At 71.4% G+C, this 25,587-nt stretch carries 25 protein-coding genes and 1 pseudogene; 9 read left to right on the top strand and 17 right to left on the bottom strand.

The window, feature by feature from the left end; genetic code table 11:
* From ACFV0Q_RS02510 to ACFV0Q_RS02465, 10 genes and pseudogenes are all read right to left on the bottom strand, one after another.
* Positions 1-718: pseudogene (locus ACFV0Q_RS02510) on the bottom strand (cytochrome P450); the annotation flags it as partial.
* Positions 719-766: 48 nt separating this feature from the next.
* Positions 767-2,161, bottom strand: a complete 1,395-nt coding sequence (locus tag ACFV0Q_RS02505; protein WP_384999266.1) for an NAD(P)/FAD-dependent oxidoreductase — start codon at positions 2,159-2,161, stop codon at positions 767-769.
* Positions 2,158-2,403 (bottom strand): ferredoxin, encoded by a 246-nt coding sequence (locus ACFV0Q_RS02500; protein ID WP_384999263.1) that lies wholly within the window; start codon positions 2,401-2,403, stop codon positions 2,158-2,160. The genes ACFV0Q_RS02505 and ACFV0Q_RS02500 overlap by 4 nt, the downstream gene beginning before the upstream one ends.
* A gap of 89 nt (positions 2,404-2,492) precedes the next feature.
* Positions 2,493-3,104: a hypothetical protein gene (locus tag ACFV0Q_RS02495; protein WP_384999260.1), complete on the bottom strand. Its 612-nt coding sequence runs from the start codon at positions 3,102-3,104 to the stop codon at positions 2,493-2,495.
* Positions 3,105-3,207: 103 nt separating this feature from the next.
* Entirely contained in the window at positions 3,208-4,113 is a 906-nt protein-coding gene (locus ACFV0Q_RS02490; protein WP_384999257.1) for a hypothetical protein, read from the bottom strand.
* A gap of 80 nt (positions 4,114-4,193) precedes the next feature.
* Positions 4,194-5,285 carry an LOG family protein gene (locus ACFV0Q_RS02485; RefSeq protein ID WP_384999254.1) on the bottom strand — a complete coding sequence of 364 codons (1,092 nt, stop codon included), beginning with the start codon at positions 5,283-5,285 and terminating at the stop codon, positions 4,194-4,196.
* 26 nt (positions 5,286-5,311) lie between these two features.
* Entirely contained in the window at positions 5,312-6,394 is a 1,083-nt protein-coding gene (locus ACFV0Q_RS02480) for a hypothetical protein (protein WP_384999251.1), read from the bottom strand.
* Positions 6,376-7,146, bottom strand: a complete 771-nt coding sequence (locus ACFV0Q_RS02475; protein ID WP_384999248.1) for an ABC transporter ATP-binding protein — start codon at positions 7,144-7,146, stop codon at positions 6,376-6,378. The genes ACFV0Q_RS02480 and ACFV0Q_RS02475 overlap by 19 nt, the downstream gene beginning before the upstream one ends.
* Before the next feature lie 164 nt (positions 7,147-7,310).
* On the bottom strand, positions 7,311-8,690 hold the full coding sequence (locus tag ACFV0Q_RS02470; RefSeq protein ID WP_031144108.1) for an aspartate aminotransferase family protein: 1,380 nt from the start codon (positions 8,688-8,690) through the stop codon (positions 7,311-7,313).
* The gene (locus tag ACFV0Q_RS02465; protein ID WP_266573672.1) at positions 8,675-9,178 is read right to left on the bottom strand and encodes an Lrp/AsnC family transcriptional regulator; all 504 of its coding nucleotides are present in this window, start codon (positions 9,176-9,178) and stop codon (positions 8,675-8,677) included. The genes ACFV0Q_RS02470 and ACFV0Q_RS02465 overlap by 16 nt, the downstream gene beginning before the upstream one ends.
* Before the next feature lie 170 nt (positions 9,179-9,348).
* On the opposite strand from ACFV0Q_RS02465, the gene ACFV0Q_RS02460 reads away from it, so the two are divergent.
* The 3 genes from ACFV0Q_RS02460 (at position 9,349) to ACFV0Q_RS02450 (ending at position 12,633) form a co-directional block, all read left to right on the top strand.
* Entirely contained in the window at positions 9,349-10,788 is a 1,440-nt protein-coding gene (locus tag ACFV0Q_RS02460; protein WP_384999246.1) for a gamma-aminobutyraldehyde dehydrogenase, read from the top strand.
* Positions 10,789-10,903: 115 nt separating this feature from the next.
* Entirely contained in the window at positions 10,904-12,082 is a 1,179-nt protein-coding gene (locus ACFV0Q_RS02455) for a PotD/PotF family extracellular solute-binding protein (protein WP_384999243.1), read from the top strand.
* 86 nt (positions 12,083-12,168) lie between these two features.
* Positions 12,169-12,633, top strand: coding sequence for a hypothetical protein (locus ACFV0Q_RS02450; protein WP_384999240.1), 465 nt, complete (start codon positions 12,169-12,171; stop codon positions 12,631-12,633).
* A gap of 15 nt (positions 12,634-12,648) precedes the next feature.
* Here the strand turns inward: ACFV0Q_RS02450 and ACFV0Q_RS02445 are convergent, their stop codons facing one another.
* The 5 genes from ACFV0Q_RS02445 to ACFV0Q_RS02425 all read right to left on the bottom strand — a co-directional run bounded on the left by ACFV0Q_RS02445 (position 12,649) and on the right by ACFV0Q_RS02425 (position 17,638).
* A complete protein-coding gene (locus ACFV0Q_RS02445; RefSeq protein ID WP_384999237.1) occupies positions 12,649-13,881 on the bottom strand; it encodes a serine hydrolase domain-containing protein in 1,233 nt (410 codons plus the stop codon).
* Between the two features lie 148 nt (positions 13,882-14,029).
* A complete protein-coding gene (locus tag ACFV0Q_RS02440) occupies positions 14,030-14,710 on the bottom strand; it encodes a response regulator (protein ID WP_384999234.1) in 681 nt (226 codons plus the stop codon).
* Positions 14,707-15,888 (bottom strand): sensor histidine kinase, encoded by a 1,182-nt coding sequence (locus ACFV0Q_RS02435; protein ID WP_384999231.1) that lies wholly within the window; start codon positions 15,886-15,888, stop codon positions 14,707-14,709. Before ACFV0Q_RS02435 ends, ACFV0Q_RS02440 begins: the two co-directional genes overlap by 4 nt.
* Positions 15,885-16,583 (bottom strand): glycerophosphodiester phosphodiesterase, encoded by a 699-nt coding sequence (locus tag ACFV0Q_RS02430; protein WP_384999229.1) that lies wholly within the window; start codon positions 16,581-16,583, stop codon positions 15,885-15,887. Before ACFV0Q_RS02430 ends, ACFV0Q_RS02435 begins: the two co-directional genes overlap by 4 nt.
* 29 nt (positions 16,584-16,612) lie before the next feature.
* Positions 16,613-17,638 (bottom strand): adenosine deaminase, encoded by a 1,026-nt coding sequence (locus ACFV0Q_RS02425; RefSeq protein ID WP_384999226.1) that lies wholly within the window; start codon positions 17,636-17,638, stop codon positions 16,613-16,615.
* A gap of 107 nt (positions 17,639-17,745) precedes the next feature.
* Between ACFV0Q_RS02425 and ACFV0Q_RS02420 the strand changes: the two genes are divergently transcribed.
* Positions 17,746-18,480 (top strand): DUF4190 domain-containing protein, encoded by a 735-nt coding sequence (locus ACFV0Q_RS02420; protein WP_384999223.1) that lies wholly within the window; start codon positions 17,746-17,748, stop codon positions 18,478-18,480.
* Between the two features lie 108 nt (positions 18,481-18,588).
* Here the strand turns inward: ACFV0Q_RS02420 and ACFV0Q_RS02415 are convergent, their stop codons facing one another.
* Positions 18,589-19,008, bottom strand: coding sequence for an NUDIX hydrolase (locus tag ACFV0Q_RS02415; RefSeq protein ID WP_384999220.1), 420 nt, complete (start codon positions 19,006-19,008; stop codon positions 18,589-18,591).
* A complete protein-coding gene (locus ACFV0Q_RS02410) occupies positions 19,005-19,562 on the bottom strand; it encodes an NADAR family protein (protein ID WP_384999217.1) in 558 nt (185 codons plus the stop codon). The genes ACFV0Q_RS02415 and ACFV0Q_RS02410 overlap by 4 nt, the downstream gene beginning before the upstream one ends.
* A gap of 182 nt (positions 19,563-19,744) precedes the next feature.
* Here ACFV0Q_RS02410 and ACFV0Q_RS02405 point away from each other — a divergent pair, with 182 nt between their 5' ends.
* From ACFV0Q_RS02405 to ACFV0Q_RS02385, 5 genes are all read left to right on the top strand, one after another.
* Positions 19,745-21,262 carry a gamma-aminobutyraldehyde dehydrogenase gene (locus tag ACFV0Q_RS02405; protein ID WP_384999214.1) on the top strand — a complete coding sequence of 506 codons (1,518 nt, stop codon included), beginning with the start codon at positions 19,745-19,747 and terminating at the stop codon, positions 21,260-21,262.
* A gap of 69 nt (positions 21,263-21,331) precedes the next feature.
* A complete protein-coding gene (locus tag ACFV0Q_RS02400) occupies positions 21,332-22,582 on the top strand; it encodes a spermidine/putrescine ABC transporter substrate-binding protein (RefSeq protein ID WP_384999211.1) in 1,251 nt (416 codons plus the stop codon).
* Positions 22,583-22,671: 89 nt separating this feature from the next.
* The gene (locus ACFV0Q_RS02395) at positions 22,672-23,823 is read left to right on the top strand and encodes an ABC transporter ATP-binding protein (RefSeq protein ID WP_384999209.1); all 1,152 of its coding nucleotides are present in this window, start codon (positions 22,672-22,674) and stop codon (positions 23,821-23,823) included.
* Positions 23,820-24,752 (top strand): ABC transporter permease, encoded by a 933-nt coding sequence (locus tag ACFV0Q_RS02390; RefSeq protein ID WP_384999206.1) that lies wholly within the window; start codon positions 23,820-23,822, stop codon positions 24,750-24,752. The genes ACFV0Q_RS02395 and ACFV0Q_RS02390 overlap by 4 nt, the downstream gene beginning before the upstream one ends.
* Positions 24,752-25,558 (top strand): ABC transporter permease, encoded by an 807-nt coding sequence (locus tag ACFV0Q_RS02385; RefSeq protein WP_384999203.1) that lies wholly within the window; start codon positions 24,752-24,754, stop codon positions 25,556-25,558. The genes ACFV0Q_RS02390 and ACFV0Q_RS02385 overlap by 1 nt, the downstream gene beginning before the upstream one ends.
* Positions 25,559-25,587: the final 29 nt, after the last annotated feature.

Below are 25,587 nucleotides of genomic sequence, written 5' to 3'. Positions count from 1 at the left end.
CCTCCATGGTGGTCATGCTGCCGTCCGGCCCGTGCCCGGTGGCCAGCTCCGAGAGCATGTCGCCGGTGGGGTTCTTGCGGCGCTCGTCGATCAGCCCGGCCAGGTACATGCCGAGTTCCATGCGGGTGTCGTGCGTGCGCTTCTCGCGCTCGGCTGGGTCGGCGTCCGGATCCGGGTCCAGGCTCGCCGCGAGGATGTCCGCCCAGACGTGGAACTTCGGCTCGTCCTCGCTCGGTATGCCCAGCAGCCGGCAGATCACGGTCACGGGGAAGGGGTACGAGAACTCCTCGACCAGGTCGATCTGGTCCGCGTTCCCGTTCTCGGCGATGCCGTCGATCAGCCCGGAGACGATGCCGCCGAGCTCGCCGCGCATGTCGTGGACGCGGTGCGGGGAGTGCGGCGGCCCGAACGGCCGGTTCGTCATGCGGCGCAGCCGGTCGTGCTCGGGCGGGTCCAGCTTGAGGAAGGACGGCGGCAGGACCGTTTCCTCATTCTCGCCCGGCTCGGCCAGCGGGTCGCTCGCCGTCGGGGCCAGGTTGCGGGAGTCGGAGCTGATCCGCGGATCGTGGAGCAGGGCCTGTATCTCGTAGTACGTGCTGACGACGAACGGACCGCTGCCGACGTGGTAGACCGGCGTCTTGCGGAGCTCCTTGTAGAGCGGGTACGGGTCGGCCCGGTTGGAGTAGTCCAAGATCTGCCGCAGGAAGTCTTGAGTCATGAGAGATCCTCGTGCTCCTCGTGCTCCTCGGTGGAGGGCGCGTCCGGGTCAGTGGTGCGCGGGGGTGAACGTCATCCGCCGGTCGGCCGGCGAATAGCCGGTGAGCGTGATGGTCGGGCCGTGCGTGGGCACCGACGGGTCCGGGAAGTCGGCGGGCAGCGGCTGGTGTCCGTCCGCCCTGCGGTCCAGCGTCTCGAACGTCGGCGGGAAGGGCGCGGTCTCCTCGATGAGCCGCTGGTAGAACTGCAGCCAGCGGGACTGGTCGAAGGTGACGGCGCCGATCACGCGTCCCTGGTACCCGTACACGCCGGTGAACCGGTGCTCGTCGCGCGAGCCCTGGGCGATGAGGATCTCCGTGCCCATCGACGGCACTCCGACCGACTTGATGTTCACGCCGAACTGGGAGGACCAGAACGCCGGCACCCACATGTGGGGGCGGCGGTCGGCGCTCTCGCTGAGCATGTTGTGCGCCGCCGTCTCCGCCTGGGCGACCGCGTTGCCCCAGTGCTCCAGGGACAGGAACTGGTAGCCGAACAGGGCGTGCGGGGAGCGTGCCACGTCACCCGCCACGTAGATGTCGTCGGTGACGATGCCGCGGATGTCGAAGGCCCGGCAGCCCGCGTCGCAGGCGATGCCGCGGGGGCCGGCGCCCAGCCCGGACCCGGCCAGCCATTCGGTGTTGCGCATGGCCCCGAGGGAGACGACCACGACGTCCGCCTCCAGGGTCGTGCCGTCGGAGAGGTGCGCCGCGCGCACCCGTCCGGTGGCATCGCCCTCCAGCCCGGTCACCATGATCCCCGTGCGCAGGTCCACCCCGTGCTCGCGGTGCATCGCGGCCGCCACCTCGCCGATGACCCCGCCCAGGGCGCCGACCAGCGGCGCCGAGGCGCGCTCGGCGACCGTGACGGGCAGGTCGCGTTCCCGGCAGGCCGAGGCGATCTCGGAGCCGGTGAATCCGGCGCCGATCACCAGCACCCGGCGGGGGCCGGCCGCCAGCTTGTGCTCCAGGGCGGCGGCGTCGTCCCGGGTGCGCAGCACGAACACGCCGTCCAGCGCGGCCTCGTCGGCCTTCGGCCAGGGGCGCGCCCGTACGCCGGTGGCGATCAGCAGGCGGTCGTACTCCACCTCGTCCCCGTCGGCGAGGCGGACCACGCGGGCCGCCATGTCCAGGCCGTTCGCGGGGACCCCCAGCCGCCACTTCGCGTCGATGTGCCGGCGGCGGGGGAGGGCCGTGCGGTCCGGGGTGGCACGGCCCAGCAGCACCTGCTTGGACAGCGGGGGCCGGTCGTAGGGCTCGTACGGTTCGTCGCCGATCATCGTCAGGGAGCCGGCGAACCCCTTGTCCCGCATGGTCTCGGCGGCTCTCAGGCCCGCCAGCGAGGCGCCGACGACGACGATGCGCCCCTCGCGCTTGAGCCGGTCCAGGCTGCCGTCGCCGCTCATGACCCGCCTCCCGGTGCGTCACTCGCATGGCCGTCCGACAGCTCCAGCAGGATCGCCCGTACCGGACAGGCGGCCACGGCCCGTGCGACGTTCTCGCGCAGCTCGTCGCCCGCATCCCCGTCCGTGGCCGGGTTCGGGTCGTACAGCAGGGCTTCGTCACCGTGCATCGAGAACACGGCGGGGGCCAGGAAGGCGCACTGCGCGTAGCCCTGGCAGCGGTTGAGGTCGACGACAAGCCTCATGAGGCATCAGCCTTTCCGTGGCCCGATCACCCCCGTCACCCCCGACTTCCAGCATGCACGCGCCGGGCGGGGGTCGCCTGCCGGGAGCACTACCGCCGCCGGCTCGCCCGCAGGATGTACAGGCTGACGGCGAGCGCCCAGGCCGGGAAGAACATCTCGCACCAGGGCACGCTGGATCCCGTCAGGAGCAGCACCAGCCCCACCACGTAACCCAGCAGCGTCAGCGGGCGCGGGAAGACGCCGAGCCGCCTGCCGATCGTCGAGGTCGCGAAGACGAACACGGCCGCCATGCGCATCCCGTACGTGGTCAGCAGCGCGTACGCGAAGGAGCGGCCGAAGCCGGAGGGCGCCGTGCTCTCCTGGAGGACGCTGCCCGCGGCGGCGGCGGAGACGTACAGGGTGGCGGCGAAGACGAACCCGCTGCCCAGGAAGACGGTGGCGACGAACCGGTCCTCGGCGTCCCCGGTGTGCGCGCGCAGGGCGCCCATGAACCACAGGAAGAAGATCCCGGAGAACGGCACGATCTCCAGCGCCGTGCGCACCGCCCAGCGCCGGTCGGAAGCCACCGGGGCGTGGGCGGCGTCCCCCGACGGGATCGCGTACCGCATGAGCACGATCGCGGCGGCCAGCAGCAGCGCGAAGACGACTCCCGCCGCCCCCGCGGCACGCGGCGTTTCCATCCGGGCGGTGGTGGTCTCCATGCACCCAGCAAGCGCCAACGGCCGCGGGCCCGCCACCCCGCACACCCGTGGGGGTGAACGAGGGGGCGGGCCCGCGGCCGCTCGCCCGGGCCGGCGGGCCGGGTCAGGCCACCGGTGCCGGAACCGGTTCCTCCGCCGGGGCCTCGGCCCCGTCGTGGTTGCCGTACCAGGCCACCGCCACCGCGCCCGTGACGGCCAGGACGAAGCCGAGCACGGCCAGCCAGGCCAGGCCGGGCCGGGAGGCGTCCCCGAGCCAGAGCACGCCGATGGCGCCAGGAAGCACCGTCTCGCCGACGACCAGCGCCGCCGTGGCGCCGTTCACGGAGCCGATCTGGAGGGCGACGGTGTGCAGGTACATGCCGCCGGCCCCGGCCAGCACGATCGCGTAGAGGGCCGGGTCCACGAGCAGCGTGCCCAGGTCGAAGGGCTCCACGCCGTTCAGGACGCGCACCCCGACGCCCAGGGCGCCGAAGGCCAGACCCGACAGCAGGCCCGCCAGGATCGCGGCCCGGGCACCGAGGAACCGTACGGCCACCGTGCCGCCGACGATGATCAGCGCCGTCACGCCCAGCAGCCACCAGTGCGTGGACATCGGGGCGTGGTGGCCGCCCTCGTGGCCGGCGGCCGTGGCCAGCAGCACCAGCGCCGCGCAGACCACGCCGATGGAGGTCCACTCCTTGCGCGTCAGCCGGATCCCGAGCATCTTCACGCTCAGTACGGCCGTGATGACCAGGTTGGCGCTGATGACCGTCTGGGACAGGAACAGCGGCAGCATCCGCGCGGCCAGCGCACCCAGCCCGAACCCCACGAAGTCGAGGATCGTGCCGACGATGAACTCCCAGGTCATCGCGGCCTTGGCGGTGGAGCTCAGGTTCGGTCCGCCGTGCGCGGTGACCCCGGCGGCGGCGGGGGACATCCGGGCGGCCCGGCGCGAGCCCACGGCTTGCAGGACGGATCCCGTGCCGTAACAGATGGACGCCGCGACAGCGGTCAGCAGGCCTATGAGCACAGAGGGCTCCGTTCACGTCTGGCAGGTTTTGCGGTACCTCTGCCAGACGTGTGAACGGCCCCGGAAGTTGCCTGCGGGAGTCAGCGCATTGCGGCGAGCACGTCCGCAGCCTCGTCCACCGAGTCCACCAGCGCGATCCGGGACTCCATCGCGCGGCCGCGCGCCAGGGCCTGGAGCAGGGGCCATGCGGGCAGGTGATCCGTCCAGTGGGCGCGGCCGACCAGGACCATCGGCGTCGGCTCGGAGCGCGACGCGTAGTAGTTGGGCGTCGCGTTGTCGAATATCTCCTGCACCGTGCCCGCCGCGCCCGGCAGGAACACCACGCCCGCCGTGGAGCGGGCGAGGAGGCCGTCCTCGCGGGTGGCGTTCGCGAAGTACTTGGCGATCTGGCCGGCGAAGGCGTTCGGCGGCTCGTGCCCGTAGAACCAGGTCGGGATGCCGACGGAGTCGCCGCCCGCGGGCCAGCGTTCCCGTACGGCGAAGGCGGCGCGCGCCCACTCGGAGACGGACGGGGCGAAGGACGGCACCTTCGCCAGCAGCTCCAGCGCCTCGGTGAGGGCCTCGTCGGGGGCGGGCGCCAGGTAGGCGCCGAGGTTGGCGGCCTCCATCGCGCCCGGGCCGCCACCAGTGGCGACCGTCAGCCCCGACCGGGACAGCGCCCGGCCGAGCTCGGCCGCGCCCCGGTACCCGGCGCCGCCGCGGGCCATCGCGTGGCCGCCCATCACGCCGACCACGCGGGCGCCGGCGAGGTGCTCGTCGAGGGCGTCGGAGACGGCGTCGTCGTGGATGGAGCGCAGCATCGAGGAGAAGACGTCGCCGTCGGCCTTGGTCTCCTGGAACCAGGCGTACGCCTGGGCGTCCGGGGTGCACTCGTAGCCGTCGGCGAGACCGGCGAACAGTTCGTCCGGCGTGTAGAGCAGGCCCCGGTACGGGTCGAACGGCAGGTCCGGCACGGGCGGGAAGACGAGCGCGCCGTCCGCGCGGACCTTCGCCGAGGCGTCGGGCTCCATCGCGCAGCCGAGGAAGACGGCCGCGGAGGTGTCGGCGGACAGCAGGGCGAAGGTCCGTTCTAGCAGGTTGAGCGACTGGATGCGGTAGCCGCTCAGTGAGCCCCGGGCGGCGACCCGGTCGAATTCGGCGAGCGTCTCGATCTCGATGTCTGCGTTGACCATTCGGCCCACACTAAGGGCTGGTCACCTCAGCGGGTCAACGCCAGGGACGTCAGCTGCGCCACACCCCAGCTGAGCGGGAGGCACACGGCGAGCAGGGCGGTGGCCCGCAGCGTCACGGCCGTACGCAGCACCGTTCCCGGGGTTCCCAGGTCGAGCAGGGCCGCCCGGGCGGCGGAGCGGGACCGGCGGGATTCGGCGGCCGATGTGAGAAGGGTCGCGGCCGCGCACAGGGCGACGAGCGCGGCGGCGGGTGCCGTCAGCGGCCCGAGCGGGGTGAGGGGTCCGCCCTGGTCGCGCAGGGCCACGGAGGTGAGCGCGGCCGCGCCGACGGCGCACAGCACCCCGAGGGGGCGGCCGAGCCGGGGCGCCTCCTCCTGGAGGGCCCGCCCGGCCAGCAGCCGCAGCGCGCCCGGGCGGGCGGCCTGCACCAGGGTTCCGCAGGCGTAGGCCAGCCCCGGTCCGGCGAGGGCCAGCCCCGCCGCGATCAGGACCCAGCCGGCCGGGAGGGCCGCCCCGCGCGGGCCGGCGTAGGCCAGGGCGGTGAGCCCGCAGGCGGCGAGCGCCACCCCCCAGGGCACCCCGGCCTGCGGGGTGATTCCGGCCATCGGCGGGCGGGGCCGCAAGGTGAGGACGGTGGCGGCGGAGGCCGTGAGCGGGATCAGGGCCAGCAGGGTGAGTGCGCCGGCCACCGGCAGCGGCTGGTCGGCGTGGAGCAGCCGGGCTCCGGCGCCGTCGAAGGGGAGGCCGACGACGTCGCCCCGCAGGTGCAGGAACGCGGCGAGGGCCACGAGGCTGCCCAGGGTGCAGGCGACGGCGGTGGAGACCGCGCCGACCAGGGTGAGCCGTACGGGTCCCAGCCCGACGGCGTCGAGCCCCGCGCGGGGCAGTGTCGCCGGGTCGGTGCGGGCGACGGCCACCGCGAACTGGACGGTGGCGGCGAGCGGCACCAGGGCCCACAGCAGCTGCGGCAGCGATCCGGCGGGCCGCGCCATGGCCTCCGCGAGGACGTAGAGCAGCAGGAACCCGGTACCGGCGGAGGCGGCCGCGACGAGCAGTCGGCGCAGCTGGACCGCGGGGCGGGAGCCGCGGGCTAGGCGGAGAGCGAGCACGCGGCCTGGTCCTCCGTCGTCCGGGGGGAGCCGTCGGCCGCGGTCGCGGTCGTGGCGGGGCGGCCGTCGAGCAGGGCCAGCGTACGGTCGGCCGCGGCGGCGGTTTCCTCGTCGTGGGTGGCCACCACCACGGTGATCCCGTGCGATCGGGCGGCGGTGGTCAGCGTCCGGAGCAGCAGGGCGCGCTCGGCGCGGTGCAGCGGGGCGGTCGGCTCGTCGGCGAAGAGCACCGCGGGCTCCCCGACCAGGGCCCGGGCGAGGGCCACCCGCTGGCATTCGGCCCGGTTCAGGGCGCCGGGGCGCTTGCGGGCGAAGCCGCCGATGTCGAGGCGGTCCAGCCAGGCGCAGGCGGCCTGGCGGGCGGTGCGGCCCGGGGCGCCGCAGAGCAGCAGCGGCAGGGCCACGTTCTCCCACACCTTGAGCTCGGGCAGCAGCTGCGGCTCGGGTCCGAGCCAGGCGAACCGGTCGCGGCGCAGCCGCTCGCGGAGCGCGGTGCGCAGGGTGTGGACGGGGAGGCCGTCGAAGCAGACCTCGCCCTGTTCGGGCACCAGCTGTCCGGTCAGACAGCGCAGCAGGGTGGTCTTCCCGCTGCCGCGCGGGCCGGTCACGGCCAGGATCTCGCCCTGGCGCACTCCGGCGGAGACCCCGATGAGGCCGGGGGAGCCGCTGTGGGAGTAGTGCAGGGACCGCGCCCAGAGCAGGTCGCCGTCCTGTGGGGCATGGTCCGGGGCACTGTCCGATGGAGCCACCATGGCGTACACCTCCGTCCGGGGGAACGAAGCGGAGCCCCTTCGGTCACTGGCGCCGCACTGAGATGTAAAGAGATGAACGTCTTGGATGGTGACAGCACACGGCCCGGACCCCCGCGTTCTCACTCGAACGGAGGATCCGGGCCATGTGATCGGACTATTGGGGCTTAGAGCTTGGTCCAGGCCTCGGTGAGCACCGAGCGCAGGATTCCTTCGATCTCGTCGAAGGTGCCCTGGTCCGCGATCAGCGGCGGCGCCAGCTGGATGACCGGGTCGCCACGGTCGTCGGCACGGCAGTACAGGCCGTTCTCGAAGAGCGCCTTGGAGAGGAAGCCGTAGAGCACGCGCTCCGTCTCCTCGTCCGTGAAGGACTCCTTGGTGACCTTGTCCTTCACGAGCTCGATGCCGTAGAAGAAGCCGTTGCCGCGGACGTCGCCGACGATCGGCAGGTCGTGCAGCTTCTTCAGGGTGTTGAAGAAGTTGCCCTCCTGGTCCAGCACGTGCTGGTTCAGGCCTTCCTTGTCGAAGATGTCGAGGTTGGCCAGGGCCACCGCGGAGGACACCGGGTGTCCGCCGAAGGTGTAGCCGTGCAGGAAGGTGTTGTCGCCCTTGTAGAAGGGCTCCGCGAGGCGGTCCGAGATGATGCAGGCGCCGATCGGGGAGTAGCCCGAGGTCATGCCCTTGGCGCAGGTGATCATGTCCGGGACGTAGTCGAACTTGTCACAGGCGAACATGGTGCCGAGGCGGCCGAACGCGCAGATCGTCTCGTCGGAGACGAGGAGCACGTCGTACTCGTCGCAGATCTCGCGGACCCGCTGGAAGTACCCGGGCGGCGGCGGGAAGCAGCCGCCGGCGTTCTGCACCGGCTCCAGGAAGACGGCGGCGACGGTGTCGGCGCCCTCGAAGAGGATCTCCTGCTCGATCTGGTCGGCACACCAGCGGCCGTAGGCCTCCGGGTCGTCGCCGAAGATCGGGGCGCGGTAGATGTTGGTGTTCGGCACCTTGTGGGCGCCGGGGACCAGCGGCTCGAAGGGGGCCTTCAGGGCCGGCAGGCCGGTGATGGACAGGGCGCCCTGCGGGGTGCCGTGGTAGGCGACCGCACGCGAGATGACCTTGTACTTGGTGTGCTTGCCCTGCAGCTTGAAGTACTGCTTGGCGAGCTTCCAGGCGGTCTCGACGGCCTCGCCGCCACCGGTGGTGAAGAAGACCTTGTTCAGGTCGCCGGGGGCGTAGTGGGCGAGGCGCTCGGCGAGCTCCACGGCCTTGGGGTGCGCGTACGACCAGATGGGGAAGAACGCGAGTTCCTGGGCCTGCTTGTAGGCGACCTCGGCCAGCTCCTTGCGGCCGTGACCGGCGTTGACCACGAACAGTCCGGCGAGACCGTCCAGGTAGCGCTTGCCCTTGTCGTCCCAGATGTAGGTGCCCTCGCCCCGCACGATGGTGGGTACGGGCGAGTTCTCGTAGGACGACATGCGGGTGAAGTGCATCCACAGGTGGTCGTACGCGGTCTTGGAGAGGTCCTGGCTCACGGTTATCGGGTTCCCCACATGTAGGTCTGCTTCTTCAGCTTCAGGTAAACGAAGCTTTCGGTTGATCGCACGCCGGGGAGCGTGCGGATCTTCTTGTTGATCGTTTCGAGCAGGTGGTCGTCGTCCTCGCAGACGATTTCCACCATCAGGTCGAACGACCCGGCCGTCATCACGACGTACTCGCACTCGGCCATGGAGGTCAGCGCATCGGCCACCGGGTCGAGGTCGCCCTCGACGTTGATGCCGACCATGGCCTGGCGTCGCAGGCCCACGGTGAGCGGGTCGGTGACGGCGACGATCTGCATGACGCCCTGGTCCAGCAGCTTCTGTACGCGCTGGCGGACGGCTGCTTCGGAGAGGCCCACGGCCTTGCCGATCGATGCATAGGGACGGCGACCGTCCTCCTGCAGTTGCTCGATGATCGCCAGGGACACAGCATCGACCGAAGGGGACGGTTGTCTGTTCCTGGAATCTGCGCTTCGACTGACCACGACCACACTGTGCACGAGGAGTCGTCTGTTCCGCAACCCGTTGACGATGAAATCCGTTGTTCCGGATCTCGGATTACACGGATTTCGCAGTTCGTGGCGTCCGGCTCTGTCGAAAGCGTCGGGCGAGGGGCTAGGCTTGGGAGGTCGTCTCAATCGTTGGACATGTGATCAGGAGAGTGGCTGGAGTGACCACCGAACTGCGTCGTCTGCGCAACTACATCGGCGGGGAGTTCAAGGACGCCGCCGACGGGCGGACCACCGAGGTGGTCAATCCCGCCACCGGCGAGGTGTACGCGACCGCTCCGCTGTCGGGCCAGGCCGACGTGGACGCCGCCATGGCCGCCGCCGCTGCCGCCTTCCCGGGCTGGCGCGACACCACCCCCTCCGAGCGGCAGAAGGCCCTCCTCAAGATCGCGGACGCCTTCGAGGCGCGCGCGGACGAGCTGGTCGCCGCCGAGTCGGAGAACACCGGCAAGCCGCTGGGCCTGACGGCCAGCGAGGAGCTGCCGCCGATGGTGGACCAGATCCGCTTCTTCGCGGGCGCCGCGCGCCTGCTGGAGGGCCGCTCGGCCGGCGAGTACATGGAGGGGATGACCTCGATCATCCGCCGTGAGCCGGTCGGCGTCTGCGCCCAGGTCGCGCCGTGGAACTACCCGATGATGATGGCCGTGTGGAAGTTCGCCCCGGCGATCGCCGCGGGCAACACCGTCGTCCTCAAGCCCTCGGACACCACCCCGGCCTCGACCGTCCTGATGGCGGAGATCATCGACTCGGTCCTGCCCAAGGGCGTCTTCAACGTCGTGTGCGGCGACCGCGAGACCGGCCGGGCCATGGTCGAGCACTCCACCCCGGCGATGGCCTCCATCACCGGCTCGGTGCGCGCGGGCATGCAGGTCGCCGAGAGCGCCTCGAAGGACGTCAAGCGCGTCCACCTGGAGCTGGGCGGCAAGGCCCCGGCCGTGGTCTTCGCCGACGCCGACATCGCCAAGGCCGTCGAGGACATCGCGGTCGCGGGCTACTTCAACGCGGGCCAGGACTGCACCGCCGCCTGCCGCGTGCTCGTGCACGAGTCGATCCACGACGAGTTCGTGGCCGCGCTCGCCAAGGCCGCCGCCGAGACCAAGACGGGCCGGCCGGACGACGAGGACGTGCTGTACGGCCCGCTGAACAACCCGAACCAGCTCAAGCAGGTCGCGGGCTTCATCGAGCGCCTCCCCGCCCACGCCAAGGTCGAGGCGGGCGGCCACCAGGTCGGCGACAAGGGCTACTTCTACGCCCCGACCGTGGTCTCGGGCCTGAAGCAGGACGACGAGATCATCCAGAACGAGGTCTTCGGCCCCGTCATCACCGTCCAGTCCTTCACGGACGAGGCCCAGGCCCTGGAGTACGCGAACGGCGTCGAGTTCGCCCTCGCCTCCTCCGTGTGGACCAAGGACCACGGCCGCGCGATGCGGATGTCCAAGAACCTCGACTTCGGCTGCGTGTGGATCAACACCCACATCCCGCTCGTCGCCGAGATGCCCCACGGCGGCTTCAAGAAGTCCGGCTACGGCAAAGACCTCTCCGCCTACGGCTTCGAGGACTACACCCGCATCAAGCACGTGATGACCTCGCTCGACGGCTGATCAGCAGACGCCGCCGTTCCGGCGGGCGCGCACTGATCACCGCAGGCCGCTGAAGGGGCGGGCAGTAGACATCTTGTCTATTGCCCGCCCCTTCGCGTTGGCCGAGGCTTTGCCCATGCCTGAACTCGCCTTCTCCCGCCGCGCCGCGCTGCGCGGCCTCGGTGCCGCGGGCCTGCTGACCGCCCTCACCGGCTGCGGTGTGCCCGCCGCCTACGTTCCGGAGGCCCGGCGGCAGGGCCAGGACCTCTCGGACCGGGACCAGAGCGTCGCCTTCTCCAACTGGCCGCTCTACATCGACACCGACGACGAGGACGAGGAGAGCCGCCCGACCCTGGACGCCTTCACCGAGAAGACCGGGATCGAGGTCCGGTACACCGAGGAGATCAACGACAACGACGAGTTCTTCGGCAAGGTCAGCCCGGCCCTGATGAACCACCAGTCGACCGGCCACGACCTCGTGGTGGTCAGCGACTGGATGGCCGCCCGCTTCGTCCACCTGGGCTGGGCCCAGAGGATGGACCGCCCGGCGCAGGCCAACGTCTCCCGGTACCTCGACCCCCAGCTGCGCTCCCCCGCCTTCGACGAGGGCCGGCTGCACACCGTCCCCTGGCAGTCGGGGATCACCGGCATCGCCTACAACCGCAAGGCCCTGGGCCGGGAGATCAAGTCCGTCAGGGACCTCTGGCAGCCCGACCTGGCGGGCAAGGTGACGCTCTTCTCCGGCCTCGACGAGTCCTTCGCCCTCCTGATGCAGGGCGAAGGCGTCGACGTCACGCGGTGGACCGAGTCCGAGTTCCACCGGATGTGCGACCGGGTCGAGAGCATGGTGAAGAAGAAGCACATCCGCCGCTTCACCGGCAACGACTACACCTCCGATCTGAGCAAGGGCGACGTCCTGGCCTGCCAGGCCTACTCCGGCGACGTCATCCAGCTCCAGGCCGACAACCCCGACATCCGGTTCGTGGTCCCCGAGGAGGGCGCCGAGCTCTGGGCGGAGAGCCTGCTCGTCCCCAACCTCGCCCGGCACAAGGCCAATGCCGAGGCCCTCGTCGACTACTACTACGACCCCGCGGTGGCGGCGCAGCTCGCCGCCTCGGTCAACTACGTGTGCCCGGTGCCCGCCGCCCGCGAGGTGCTGGCCGCCTCCCCGGACAAGGAGACCGCCGAGCTGGCCGAGAACCCGCTGATCTTCCCCGACGACGAGATGCGCAAGCGGCTCGTCGTGGCCCGGGACATCTCCTCGGCCGAGCGGGCGTCCTTCGCCAAGCGCTGGAACGCCATCGTCGGCCTCTGACCGGGGCCGCCCGCCCCGACCACGCCGCACTGAACGCGTTCAGGAAATTGGCTGAACGTGTTCAGTTCTGGGCGTAGGCTTCTCCCATGAGCGAGAGAAGCGCCCTTCAACGGCGGATCCGTGCCTGGCTGTTGCTGTTCGTCGTCTGCCTGGTCCTCAGCGGGCTCACCGCCTTCCCCCTGGTCACCGAACTCCACTGGGCCAACTCCCTGGTGGGCAACGACTGGCTGCGGCGCGTGGGCGACGGACTGGACCGGGCCGACGCCGACTACCCCTTCCTCCTCTACGGCACCGACTGGCTCGCCTTCGCCCACCTGGTGATCGCGGTCTTCTTCTACGGCGTCCACCGCGACCCCGTCCGCAACATCTGGATCGTCGAGGCCGGCATGATCGCCTGCCTCGGGATCATCCCGCTGGCACTGATCTGCGGACCGATACGCGGGATCCCCATCGGGTGGTCACTGATCGACATGTCGTTCGGCGTCTTCGGAGTGATCCCCCTGCTGGCCCTGCGTCGCATGATCAAGCGGTTGGAAGCGCTGCCCGCCTGAAGGGGGGGCGCCCCGCTACTTGGCGAAGGCCGCCCCCACGATGCCCAGGGCCACCTTGTTCATGTCGTCGCCCTTGGCATCGAGGGAGTTCACCGAGTACACGAGGGTGCGGGAGAGGTCGCGGGTCCCGCCGATCACCGTGTTGTAGCCGTAGCGGCCCCCCGTCTTGCCGTACACCACCGTCCCGTCCTTCAGCTCGAACGCCTTCAGGCCGGCCGTCTGGACCGCATGCGCACCGGTCTTGGCGTCGAGGACGTCGGGCACGGTGAACATCTCCTCCAGCTGCGCCTTCGGGACGACCTTGCCGCCGAACAGCGCCACCGTGAACCGCTCCAGGTCCGCCGTGGTCGATATGAGGTCCCCGGCCGCCCAGTTGGACGTGGAGTTCCACTCCGTCACGTCCACCAGCGAGCTGCCCCCGCCGGCCTTCGGCACCGCCTGGTACCCGTGGTTGTACGGGCCCGGTATCCGGTTCTGGGTGCGCGCCGGGAACGAAGTGTGGTGCAGACCCAGCGGTTTGATGATCCGCTCCGACACCGCCCTCTCGTACGTCGTCCCCGTCACCTTCTCGATCAGCACGCCCAGGACCGTGTAGTGGATGTTGCTGTAGCGCTGCTTCTCGCCGGGCCGGAACTCGGGCCCCGCGGCCACCGCCTCGGCGATCAGCGCCCGCGGGTCCACCACGTCGAATCGGTGGGCGTACACGTCCGCGAAGGGGACTTCGGGCCCGTCCGGCAACCGCAGGCCGCTCGTGTAGTTCAGCAACTGGCGTACGGAGACGGGCTCGAAGCCGCCCGGCCCCCCGGGCAGCAGCCCGGGGAGGTACTCCTGCACAGGCCGGTCCAGATCCAGCCGCCCCTCGGCGGCCAGCTGGAGCACCACGGCGGCGGTGAAGGTCTTCGTCACCGAACCGGCCCGGAACCGGGCGTCCTCGATCGCCTCGCGCCCGCTGCGGACGTCCGCGACACCGGAGTGGCCCCGCCAGACGCCGCTCGTGCCGCCCACCCGGACCAGCGCGGCCGTGGCGTCCGGGTGATGGGCGCCCAGGCCGGCGATGGCCCGCTCCAGCGCCGCCGCGTCGGGCGGCGTGGAGAACGCGGGTGCCGCGGCACCCGCCGGTGCGGCCCGGACCGGACCGGCCTGAACCGGCGCGGCCTGAACCGGCGCGGCCTGGGCGGCGACCGCCGGGCCGGACGCGATGCCCAGGGCCAGAGCGGCGGCGATCAGCGTGCGCGTACGTACGTTCATGATGGTGTCCCCCTGTGCCGGATCACCGGGGCTCGCTGCCCCGATGACCTCAATGTTGCTGCGCACGGGCCCCGTTGCGGATCACCAGTGAGAGGGGTCTTCAGCGGTACGACAACTCACCGGCGCGGGGGAGCCGACACGCCGCCCCTCACTCTCCAGAGGGAGAACCGGCCGAGATCAGCCCCGTCTCGTACGCGCAGATCACCGCCTGGATCCGGTCGCGCAGGCCCAGCTTCGCCAGCACGTTCCCCACGTGCGACTTCACGGTGTGCTCGCTCACCGTCAGCGCCGCCGCGATCTCCGCGTTCGACAACCCCCGACCCAGGTGCAGCAGCGTCTCCCGCTCCCGCGCCGTCAGCACCTCCAGCCGCCGCGCCGACAGCCCCGGGGCACCCGCCGGACGGGCCGTCGCCGCCGTGTACTCCTCGATCAGCCGTCGCGCCACCGAAGGCGCCAGCAGGGACTCGCCCGCCGCCACCACCCGTACCGCGTGCACCAGATCGTCCCGCCGCACGTCCTTCAGCAGGAACCCGCTCGCCCCCGCGTGCAGCGCCTCGTACACGTACTCGTCCGAGTCGAAGGTCGTCAGCATCACCGTCCGGCACGCGCTCCCCGCCGAGATCTTCCGGCAGGCCTCGATCCCGTCCAGCACCGGCATCCGGATGTCCAGCAGGGCCACGTCCGGCGCGAGCCGGTCCACCGCCTCCACCGCCGCCGCGCCGTCCCCGACCTCCGCGACGACCTCGATGTCGTCCTGGACGTCCAGGATCATCGCGAAACCGCTGCGCACCAGTTCCTGGTCGTCGGCCACCACCACACGGATCGTCACGTCCCCACCTCCAGCGGCGAGGTTACAAGGACCACCCGCACCACGAACCCCCCGTCCGGCCCCGCACCGCACCAGGCCGTTCCGCCGTGCGCCGCGGCCCGTTCCCGGATCCCGATCAGCCCGTGCCCGCCGCCCGTGGAACGGCCCGACGCGCCGTCGGCCGGGCCCCGGCCGTCGTCGGCGACCGTCACCGTCAGGTCCCCCTCCCCGTACTCCAGGCGTACGTCCACGGACGAGGCCCCGGAGTGCTTCACCACATTGGTCAGCGCCTCCTGCACCACCCGGTGCACCGTCGCCTCCAGCGCCGCCGGCAGCTCGCGCACCTCGCCCGTCCGCCCGTAGGAGACCCTCGGCCCGCCGGCCCGTACCCGGTCCAGCAGCGCGGGCAGCGCCGCGATCCCGGGCTGCGGTGCGCGCGGAGCCGCCTCGTCGGTCCGCAGGACCCCGAGCATCGTCCGCAGCTGCGCCATCGCGTCCCGCCCCGTCTCGGCGATCGCCTCGAAGGCCGCCTCCGCCCGGGCCGGTGCCTTGCGCACCGCCACCGGACCCGCCTCCGCCTGCACGATCATGATGCTGACCGCGTGCGAGAGGATGTCGTGCATCTCCCGTGCGATGCGCGCCCGTTCGCGCGCGGCCGCCTGCTCGGCCTCGATCCGGTTCGCCCGCTCCAGCTGCGCCGCCCGGTCCTCGACGGCCGCGGTGTACGCCTGCCGGGTCGCCTGCAGACGCCCCAGCACGAACGCCGCCGCGAACACGAACAGCGCGAACAGCAGCTCCCGGGCCGTCCGCGTGTTCAGCGCCACCGAACCGAAGATCACCACCGTCACGACCGCGCCCATCACCCGCCGCACCCGCTCCGAGGAGTACAGCGCGATCGTGTAGACGGCGATCAGCCCCGCGTACGGCAGCGGCTGCCCGGGGCCGTCCAGCGCCAGCCGGTACACCGAGCCCGCCGCGACCACCCCGAACAGCACCAGGACCGGGGCCCGCCGCCGCCACACCAGGGGCAGGTTGCCGAGCGAGGTGAGCAGGTACGCGGCCCAGGTGGCGGGGGACTCCCGCGGATCGCGGGGCACCACGAACGGAATGGTCGTCGCCACCTGCACCAGCAGCGTCAGCCCCAGGTCCCGCCAGCGCGGGTCGGCGGCCCGGATCCGCTCGCCGCACGCACGGATCACCGGCCGAGCTCGGACCGTACGGCGGTCAGCGCGTCCACCCGGTTCGTGGTGACGGCGTCCACGCCCGCCCTGACGAGGGCGCGCATCGACCGCTTGGTGTCCGCCGTCCAGGCCGACACCAGCAGTCCGTCCCGGTGCAGCGCGTCCGTCAGCTCCCGGCTGACCAGCCCGAAGCGGTAGTTGAGCCAGCGGGGCGTCACCGCGTCGATCAGCACCCGGCGCGGCGGCGAGAGGGAGGTCCAGGTCAGCGCGATCTCCGCGCCCGGATCGGCGGCGCGGACCGCGAGCATGGTGTCCGGCCCGGCGCAGTAGTACGTGCGCTCGCGCGCCCCGCACTCGCGCACCAGGCCCACGACGGTCCGTACGGCCTCCGCCGACGCACCCGGCAGATCGATCATCAGCCGCCCCGCCCCGGCCTCCATCAAGGCCTCGCGCAGGGTCGGGATCCCGCCCTGCGCGAGCTCCTTCAGCTGCGGCGACGTCACGGCGTCGAGCCGTACGTCGTGCCCCCACAGCCGCTCCAGGGTCTCGTCGTGGAGCAGGACCGGAACCCCGTCGCGGGTCAGCCGTACGTCGATCTCCACCGCGTCCGCTCCGCGCGCGAAGGCGGAGCGGACGGAGGCGAGGGTGTTCTCACGGACACGGTAGGGATCGCCGCGGTGGCCGACGGCAGTCAGGGTGCTCATGCACCCCATTCTCGGGGGTCGGCGCGGTCGACGGGACGTCAGCGGGCGAGCCAGTCGGCGGTGTACGCGTCGATCTCGGCGCTCAGCTCGGCCTTGCCGGCCGGGTCCAGGAAGGAGGCCTCGACGGCGTTCTTCGCCAGCTGCGCCAGACCGCGCTCGTCGAGGTCGAGGAGCCGGGCGGCGACCGCGTACTCGTTGTTCAGGTCGGAGCCGAACATCGGCGGGTCGTCGCTGTTGATGGTGACGAGCACGCCCGCCGCGACCATCTCCTTGACGGGGTGCTCGTCGAGGTCCGCGACGGCGCGGGTGGCGATGTTGGAGGTCGGGCAGACCTCCAGCGCGATCCGGTGCTCGGCGAGGTACGCGAGGAGTTCGGGGTCCCGCGTGGCGCTGGTGCCGTGGCCGATGCGCTCGGCGCCCAGCTCGCGGATGGAGTCCCAGATCGTCTCCGGGCCGGTGGTCTCGCCGGCGTGCGGCACGCTGTGCAGGCCCGCGGCCCGGGCGCGGTCGAAGAACGGCTTGAACTGCGGGCGCGGCACGCCGATCTCCGGGCCGCCCAGGCCGAAGGAGACCAGGCCCTCGGGGTGCAGGTCGACGGCGAGGCGCGCGGTTTCGGCGGCGGCCTCCAGGCCGGCCTCGCCGGGGATGTCGAAGCACCAGCGCAGGATGACGCCGAGCTCGGCCTCGGCCGCCTTGCGGGCGTCCTCGATGGCCTCCATGAAGGCGTTCTCGTCGATGCCGCGGCGGGTGGAGGAGTAGGGGGTGATGGTGAGTTCGGCGTAACGGATGTTCTGCCGGGCCATGTCACGGGCCACTTCGAAGGTGAGGGTGCGCACGTCGTCGGGGGTGCGGACCAGGTCGACGACCGAGAGGTAGACCTCGATGAAGTGGGCGAAGTCCGTGAAGGTGAAGTAGTCGGCGAGCGCCTCGGGGTCGGTGGGGACCTTCGAGTCGGGGTGGCGGGAGGCGAGTTCGGCCACGATGCGCGGGGACGCCGAGCCGACGTGGTGGACGTGGAGTTCGGCCTTGGGCAGCCCCGCGATGAAGGGGTGCAGGTCGGGCATGGGGGCCTCCGGGAGGACGCGGGTGCGGTCGGGTCGGCTTCATCGTAGGCAGGCCGGGGGAGTGTCGGTGGCAGCGCATAGCATGGCCGTACGAGAGGGGGCGCCGTATGACCGACCAGAGCCCTGAGCCGACGGACCCGTGGGCGCCGCCCGAGCGGCCGGCCGTCGAGCTGGGCAAGACGGGCGGGCCGGCGCCGGGGGCGCCCGTGCCGCCCGCCGCGGTTCCACCGGTGCACGAGCAGCAGACCATCGCGGAGATACCGGGGGCCCAGCCCCCGCAGGGCCCCGCCGCGCAGGCCCAGCCCCCGGCCGTCGCGCCGCCGCCGGGGAGCGTGCCCGGACCGGTCCCGCCCGCGACGTCCGTGTACGGGTACCCGGCGCAGCCGGATCCCGGTGCGTACGCGTACCCGGGCCCGCCGCCGGCCCATGTCCAGCCGGGGTACCCGGGTCATCCCGGCTATCCGGGGTACCCCGGATACCCCGGATACCCCGGATACCCGGCCTACGCCCGGCCCGCCGGCAACGGCTTCGGCATCGCCGCGCTCGTGCTGGGCCTCCTCGCCGTGTTCGGCTGCGTCACGATGATCGGCGGCATCGCCCTCGGCATCGCGGCGGTCGTCTTCGGCGCGCTCGGCCGGGGCAAGGCCGCCCGGGGCGAGTCCACCAACGGCGGAATGGCCCTGGCGGGGATCATCCTCGGCGGGGTGGGCATCCTGCTGGGCGTGGGCGTGACCCTGCTGGTCTTCCTCGGACCCACCCTGGAGGACTCCCAGAGGGACGGCGGCACCGACGGCCCCGCCTCGGTCTCCCGGGTCGACGGCCCGACGCACGAGCGGGTCTGACACCCCCGCGGCCCCCTCCGGCGGGCCGCCCGGGTGTCCCGGCGCGGCCGGGCCGCTGCCACCCGCCGCCCGGCCCTCCGCTCGTGGCCCAGGGCCGCGGGCGGGGTGTCAGGGCTGGGCGGGGGACAGGAGGGTGGGGACCATGTAGGGGCCGTCCGGGGTGCCGCGGGTCAGGGGGACCCAGGTCAGCCCCACCATCCGGGGGCACGCGCAGGTCAGCTCCGGGTCCACCCCGAGTACCGGCTCCCCGGCCCCGACCTCCACGCGGAAGCAGGTGGTCCACCCGGAGGGGTACGGGGCCTCGTACGCGTAGCGCACCGACAGGGCCCGCAGGCCCGTCTCCTCGGCCACCTCGCGCCGCACGGCGGCCTCCAGGTCCTCCCCGGGCTCCACCCCGCCGCCCGGCAGGGTCCAGTACTCCGGCCCGTCGTGCAGCCCGGACGCCCCCCGGCCCCGCTCGCGCACCATGAGGACGCCGCCGTCCCGCACGATGACGGCCGCCACCCGGCGACGCTCCGTCACGTTCACGCCGCCGTGTCCTCCCGGAGCCGCTCCCGGGCCTCCATCAGCGCGAAGCCCAGCAGGTTCAGCCCGCGCCAGCGCGCCGGGTCCAGGGCGCGATCGTCGTCGGCGGCCAGCCCGATGCCCCAGATCCGGTCCACCGGGCTCGCCTCCACCAGCACCCGCGAGCCCGTCCCCAGCAGGTACGCCCGCAGGGCCGGATCGGAGCCGAACTTGTGCACGCTGCCCTCCACCACCAGCGCGAACCGCTCCCGCTCCCACACGGTGTCCTGGAAGCCGCGCACCAGCCGCCCGGCCTTCTTCGCCTGCGCCGGACTCTTCGCCTCCAGAGCCGCCCGCTCCGCCTCCGCGTCCCCGAACAGCCGCGCCTTGCCGGCCATCATCCAGTGCTCGGCGGTGGCGTACCGGACATCACCCACAGTGAACGCGGACGGCCACCACTGACTCAGACAGCTCGGTCCGAGCCTTCCGTCCGGCTGCGGCCGGTGCCCCCAGAAGGGCAGGTACTTCACCCGTTCACCACGGCTGACCTGCCCGATCAATGTGTCGATCATCTCCATGCACGCGAGTCTGGCAGTCACCACTGACACTTCGTACGGGATTTCGGGCGTGCCTCGACACATGGTCGACCGATTCCGTCGCGTAATCAAAAGGCAACAACGGAATCACTTGGCGGGGGAGAAGGCCTCTGTCAGGATCGGCACTCAATTCGAGCTGTAGCTACGGAGAGCGTGAGAGCGTGATGGGTAACCGCTTCCAGGTTAAGGACCGCTTCGCAGACGGCGCGCAGTACATCGACGGCCGGCTCCGGTCCGGCACCTCGGGCCGCTCGCACACCATCGTCGACCCCGCGACCGGCCAGGAGGTGCTCACCTACGAACTGGCGGGCACGGCGGACGTGGACGAGGCCGTCGCCGCCGCCAGACGGGCCTTCCCGGCCTGGTCGGCCGCCACCCCCGGGGAGCGCTCCGACGCGCTGCACCGGCTGGCCGCCGTACTGGCGGAGCAGGTGGAGGACTTCGCGTACGCGGAGTCCCTGCAGTGCGGGAAGCCGATCAAGCTGTCCACGGAGTTCGACGTACCGGGGACCATCGACAACACGGCCTTCTTCGCGGGCGCGGCCCGTCACCTCCAGGGCCAGGCGGCCGGCGAGTACTCCGGCGACCACACCTCCTACGTGCGCCGCGAGGCCATCGGCGTCGTCGGCTCCATCGCGCCCTGGAACTACCCGCTCCAGATGGCCGCCTGGAAGATCCTCCCGGCCATCGCCGCGGGCAACACCATCGTCCTCAAGCCCGCCGAGCTCACGCCCCTGACCTCCCTGATGTTCGCCCAGGCGGCCAAGGACGCGGGCCTGCCCGACGGCGTGATCAACATCGTCACCGGTGCCGGACGGGACGCGGGCGAGCACCTGGTCGGCCACCCCGACGTGGTCATGACCTCCTTCACCGGCTCCACCGCCGTCGGCAAGCGGGTCGCCGAGATCGCGACCGCCACCGTCAAGCGGCTCCACCTGGAGCTCGGCGGCAAGGCCCCCTTCCTCGTCTTCGACGACGCCGACCTGGAGGCCGCCGCCCACGGCGCCGTCGCCGCCTCGCTCATCAACACGGGCCAGGACTGCACCGCCGCCACCCGCGCGTACGTCCAGCGCCCCCTGCACGACGCCTTCGTCGCCCGGGTCGCCGAGCTGATGGAGACCGTGCGGCTCGGCGACCCCTTCGCGCCCACCACCGACCTCGGCCCGCTGGTCTCGCACGCCCAGCGCGACCGGGTCGCCGCCTTCGTCGAGCGCGCCCGCTCGTACGCCACCGTCGTCACCGGCGGCGAGAGCCCGGGCGGCGAACTGGCCCAGGGCGCCTACTACCGGCCGACCCTGATCTCCGGAGCGGCGCAGGACAGCGAGGTCGTCCAGTCCGAGATCTTCGGACCGGTCCTCGTCGTCCTGCCCTTCGACACCGACGACGAGGGTCTCGCGCTGGCCAACGACACCCCGTACGGGCTCGCCGCCTCCGCCTGGAGCCGGGACCTGTACCGGGCGAACCGCGCCACCCGCGAGCTCAAGGCGGGCTGCGTCTGGGTCAACGACCACATTCCGATCATCAGCGAGATGCCCCACGGCGGCTACAAGGCCAGTGGCTTCGGAAAGGACATGTCCGTCTACTCCTTCGAGGAGTACACGCAGGTCAAGCACGTGATGTTCGACAACACCGCGGTGGCGGCCAAGGACTGGCACCGCACGATCTTCGGGGACCGTCCGTAACCATCTGCGGCTACCGCCGCGGGCACCAGCCGCCCGACCAGCGGCGCACCCATCCCGAAAGGGCAGCTCATGGAGCAGTTCGAGCCCGACCGCCTCTCCGCGGCGCAACTCGCGGCGATGCGGCGCAGTCTCACCAGTGGGCGCGGCGCCCTCACCCGCCGCTCGCTGCTGCGCGCCTCCGGCGTCGGGGCGCTCACCCTCGGGGGCCTTTCCGCCCTCACCGCCTGCGGCATCCCGCCGGCCAAGCGCGCGGGTGACGCGGCGGCGGCGTCCGACGACCACTCGGAGCGGGAGAAGGAGATCAACTTCTCCAACTGGACCGAGTACATGGACACCAGCGACGACGAGAAGTCCCGGCCCACGCTGGAGGAGTTCACCAAGCGGACCGGAATCCAGGTCAAGTACACCGAGGACATCAACGACAACGTCGAGTTCTTCGGCAAGGTCCGCCCGCAGCTGGCGGCCGGCCAGGACACCGGCCGCGACCTGATCGTCGTCACCGACTGGCTCGCCGCCCGCATCATCCGCCTCGGCTGGGCGCAGAAGCTGGACCCCTCCCACCTTCCGCACGCCTACGCCAACCTGTCCCCGCAGTTCCGCAGCCCCGACTGGGACCCGGGCCGCTCCTACAGCTACCCCTGGACCGGCATCTCGACCGTCATCGCCTACAACTCCAAGGCGACCGACGGCAGGAAGGTCGACTCCGTCACCCAGCTGCTCGACGACCCCACCCTCAAGGGCCGGGTGGGCTTCCTCACCGAGATGCGCGACAGCATCGGGATGACCCTGCTCGACCAGGGCAAGGACCCGGCGAGCTTCACCACCGCGGACTTCGACGGGGCGGTCGGCCGGCTCCAGAAGGGCGTGGACACCAAGCAGATACGCCGCTTCACCGGCAACGACTACACCGCCGACCTCGACAAGGGGGACCTCGCGGCCTGCCTGGCCTGGGCGGGCGACGTCATCCAGCTCCAGGCCGGCAACCCCGACATCAAGTACGCGGTCCCCGCGGCCGGGTACATCACCTCCAGCGACAACCTGCTGGTGCCCGCCAAGGCCCGGCACAAGACCAACGCCGAGAAGCTCGTCGACTACTACTACGAGCTCCCGGTGGCCGCCCGGCTGGCCGCGTTCATCAGCTACGTCTGCCCCGTCGAAGGGGTCAAGGACGAGCTCGCCAAGATCGACCCCGCGCTCGCGGAGAACACGCTGATCGTCCCGGACAAGGCGATGACCGCCAAGTCCCACGCCTTCCGCTCCCTCAGCAGCGAGGAAGAGACGGCGTACGAGGAGAAGTTCGCCAAGCTCATCGGCGCCTGACCCACCTGCCTGCCCCCGCCGAGCGCCACCCTCCTGAACCCCGCGCTCCCGCACCCTTCCGACGACACCACCACCGAAGGCCGCGACCCATGACTGACACGACCGCGAGCGGCGACGTCCGCCTCGCCGGGATCAGCAAGCACTACGGCTCCTTCACCGCCGTGCACCCGCTGGACCTCACCATCCCCCAGGGCTCCTTCTTCGCCCTGCTCGGCGCATCGGGCTGCGGGAAGACCACCACCCTGCGCATGATCGCCGGGCTGGAGGAGCCCTCCACCGGCACCGTCAGCCTGGGCGAGCGCGAGGTGACGCACCTGCCGCCGTACAAGCGCCCGGTCAACACCGTCTTCCAGAGCTACGCGCTGTTCCCGCACCTGAACATCTTCGAGAACATCGCGTTCGGGCTGCGCCGCCGCGGCATCAAGTCCGTCAAGAAGCAGGTCGACGACATGCTGGAGCTGGTGCAGCTCGGCCAGTTCGCCGCGCGCAAGCCCCACCAGCTCTCCGGCGGCCAGCAGCAGCGCGTCGCCGTCGGCCGCGCCCTGATCAACCACCCCCAGGTCCTCCTCCTCGACGAGCCGCTCGGCGCCCTCGACCTCAAGCTGCGCCGCCAGATGCAGCTGGAGCTCAAGCGGATCCAGACGGAGGTCGGCATCACCTTCGTACACGTCACGCACGACCAGGAGGAGGCCATGACGATGGCCGACACGGTCGCGGTGATGAACGGCGGCCGCGTCGAGCAGCTGGGCGCCCCCGCCGAGCTGTACGAGAACCCGAAGACCACCTTCGTCGCGAACTTCCTCGGCACGTCCAACCTCATCGAGGCCGAGGTCCTGGAGGCCGGTGCGGCGGACGTCACCGTGAAGTCGGCCGACGCGGTGCTCCGGCTGCCCGCCCAGCGATGTTCGACCACGCCCCGCGCGGGCGGAAAGCTGCTGGTCGGAGTGCGCCCGGAGAAGATCTCCCTGGTCCACGCGGACGACGAGGACACCGTCGCGGCCGGCCGCAACAGGATCGCGGGCCGGATAGCCGACTCCTCCTTCATCGGCGTCTCCACCCAGTACGTCATCGACAGCCCGGTCTGCCCGGAGCTGGAGGTGTACGCGCAGAACATCGAGCGCGACGCCCGCCTCGTCCCCGGCGCCGAGGTCATACTCCACTGGAACCCGGAGCACACCTTCGGCCTGGACGCCGCGCAGGACATCGAGGCGGGCATCGAGACCGTCGAGGAGAGCGTGTGAGCGCCGTCGCCGCGCCGCCCCAGGCGCCCGCTCCGGCCGCCGGACCGCCGGTGCACAAGGCGTCCCTGCGCAAGCGCCTGATCCCGTACTGGCTGCTGCTCCCCGGCATCCTGTGGCTGCTCGTGTTCTTCGTGCTGCCGATGGTCTACCAGGCCTCCACCTCGGTGCAGACCGGCTCCCTCGAAGAGGGCTTCCGGGTCACCTGGCACTTCCAGACCTACTGGGACGCCTTCACCGACTACTACCCGCAGTTCCTGCGCTCCCTGCTCTACGCGGGCACCGCGACGGCCCTGTGCCTGCTGCTCGGGTACCCGCTGGCGTATCTGATCGCCTTCAAGGCGGGCCGCTGGCGAAACCTTTTGCTGGTGCTGGTCATCGCCCCGTTCTTCACCAGCTTCCTGATCCGCACCCTGGCCTGGAAGACGATCCTGGCCGACGGCGGCCCGGTGGTCGGCGCCCTCAACGCGGTCGGCTTCCTGGACGTCACCAGCTGGCTCGGCATGACCGAGGGGGACCGGGTGCTGGCCACGCCGCTCGCGGTCGTCTGCGGTCTGACGTACAACTTCCTCCCCTTCATGATCCTGCCGCTGTACACCTCGCTGGAGCGCATCGACACCCGCCTCCACGAAGCGGCCGGGGACCTGTACGCCCGCCCCGCCACGGTGTTCCGGAAGGTGACCTTCCCGCTCTCGATGCCGGGCGTGGTCTCCGGGACCCTGCTCACCTTCATCCCGGCGAGCGGCGACTACGTCAACGCCGAACTGCTCGGCTCCACGGACACCCGGATGATCGGCAACGTCATCCAGTCGCAGTACCTGCGCATCCTCGACTACCCGACGGCGGCCGCGCTGTCCTTCATCCTCATGGCCATCGTGCTGATCATGGTGTCCATCTACATCCGCCGAGCGGGGACGGAGGACCTGGTCTGATGAACAAGCCCCTTGGCTGGCTCCGCCGCAACGCCGTCGTCATCGCGGGACTGGGCACGCTCGCGTACCTGATCCTGCCGAACGTCGTCGTCACGGTCTTCTCCTTCAACAACCCCACCGGGCGGTTCAACTACGCCTGGCAGGAGTTCTCGCTCGACGCCTGGAAGGACCCCTGCGGGGTCGCCGACCTGTGCGGCTCCCTCTCGCTCTCCCTCCAGATCGCCCTCTGGGCCACCATCGGCGCGACCGTGCTCGGCACCGCCATAGCCTTCGCGATGGTCCGCTACCGGTTCCGGGGGCGCGGCGCGGTCAACTCGCTGATCTTCCTGCCGATGGCCATGCCCGAGATCGTGATGGCCGCCTCGCTGCTCGCCCTCTTCCTGAACATGGGCATCCAGCTGGGCTTCTGGACGATCCTGATCGCGCACGTGATGTTCTGCCTCAGCTTCGTCGTCGCCGCCGTCAAGGCGCGCGTCCTGTCGATGGACCCGAGGCTGGAGGAGGCCGCCCGCGACCTCTACGCCGGACCGGTGCAGACCTTCGTGCGGGTCACCCTGCCGATCGCCGCGCCCGGCATCGCGGCGGGCGCGCTGCTGTCCTTCGCGCTTTCGTTCGACGACTTCATCATCACCAACTTCAACTCGGGCAACACCGTCACCTTCCCCATGTTCGTGTGGGGATCGGCCCAGCGCGGTACGCCCGTCCAGATCAACGTCATCGGTACGGCGATGTTCGTCATCGCGGTGCTGGTGGTGCTGGCCGGCCAGTGGGTCGGCAACCGCCGCAAGAAGGCACAACCGAAGTAATCAGTTCAGTTCCGTAGGGAGTTGGAAGC

Source organism: Streptomyces sp. NPDC059564 (assembly GCF_042735575.1).
Lineage (GTDB): Bacteria > Actinomycetota > Actinomycetes > Streptomycetales > Streptomycetaceae > Streptomyces.
This window is presented reverse-complemented; position numbering and strand designations above follow the sequence as displayed.

Bases quoted from the DNA above. Each gene is read 5' to 3' on its own strand.
- ACFV0Q_RS02505 (WP_384999266.1), bottom strand. From the start codon at position 2,161: ATGAGCGGCGACGGCAGCCTGGACCGGCTCAAGCGCGAGGGGCGCATC.
- ACFV0Q_RS02500 (WP_384999263.1), bottom strand. From the start codon at position 2,403: ATGAGGCTTGTCGTCGACCTCAACCGCTGCCAGGGCTACGCGCAGTGC.
- ACFV0Q_RS02495 (WP_384999260.1), bottom strand. From the start codon at position 3,104: ATGGAGACCACCACCGCCCGGATGGAAACGCCGCGTGCCGCGGGGGCG.
- ACFV0Q_RS02485 (WP_384999254.1), bottom strand. From the start codon at position 5,285: ATGGTCAACGCAGACATCGAGATCGAGACGCTCGCCGAATTCGACCGG.
- ACFV0Q_RS02475 (WP_384999248.1), bottom strand. From the start codon at position 7,146: ATGGTGGCTCCATCGGACAGTGCCCCGGACCATGCCCCACAGGACGGC.
- ACFV0Q_RS02455 (WP_384999243.1), top strand. From the start codon at position 10,904: ATGCCTGAACTCGCCTTCTCCCGCCGCGCCGCGCTGCGCGGCCTCGGT.
- ACFV0Q_RS02450 (WP_384999240.1), top strand. From the start codon at position 12,169: ATGAGCGAGAGAAGCGCCCTTCAACGGCGGATCCGTGCCTGGCTGTTG.
- ACFV0Q_RS02445 (WP_384999237.1), bottom strand. From the start codon at position 13,881: ATGAACGTACGTACGCGCACGCTGATCGCCGCCGCTCTGGCCCTGGGC.
- ACFV0Q_RS02430 (WP_384999229.1), bottom strand. From the start codon at position 16,583: ATGGGGTGCATGAGCACCCTGACTGCCGTCGGCCACCGCGGCGATCCC.
- ACFV0Q_RS02425 (WP_384999226.1), bottom strand. From the start codon at position 17,638: ATGCCCGACCTGCACCCCTTCATCGCGGGGCTGCCCAAGGCCGAACTC.
- ACFV0Q_RS02420 (WP_384999223.1), top strand. From the start codon at position 17,746: ATGACCGACCAGAGCCCTGAGCCGACGGACCCGTGGGCGCCGCCCGAG.
- ACFV0Q_RS02410 (WP_384999217.1), bottom strand. From the start codon at position 19,562: ATGGAGATGATCGACACATTGATCGGGCAGGTCAGCCGTGGTGAACGG.
- ACFV0Q_RS02405 (WP_384999214.1), top strand. From the start codon at position 19,745: ATGGGTAACCGCTTCCAGGTTAAGGACCGCTTCGCAGACGGCGCGCAG.
- ACFV0Q_RS02400 (WP_384999211.1), top strand. From the start codon at position 21,332: ATGGAGCAGTTCGAGCCCGACCGCCTCTCCGCGGCGCAACTCGCGGCG.
- ACFV0Q_RS02395 (WP_384999209.1), top strand. From the start codon at position 22,672: ATGACTGACACGACCGCGAGCGGCGACGTCCGCCTCGCCGGGATCAGC.
- ACFV0Q_RS02385 (WP_384999203.1), top strand. From the start codon at position 24,752: ATGAACAAGCCCCTTGGCTGGCTCCGCCGCAACGCCGTCGTCATCGCG.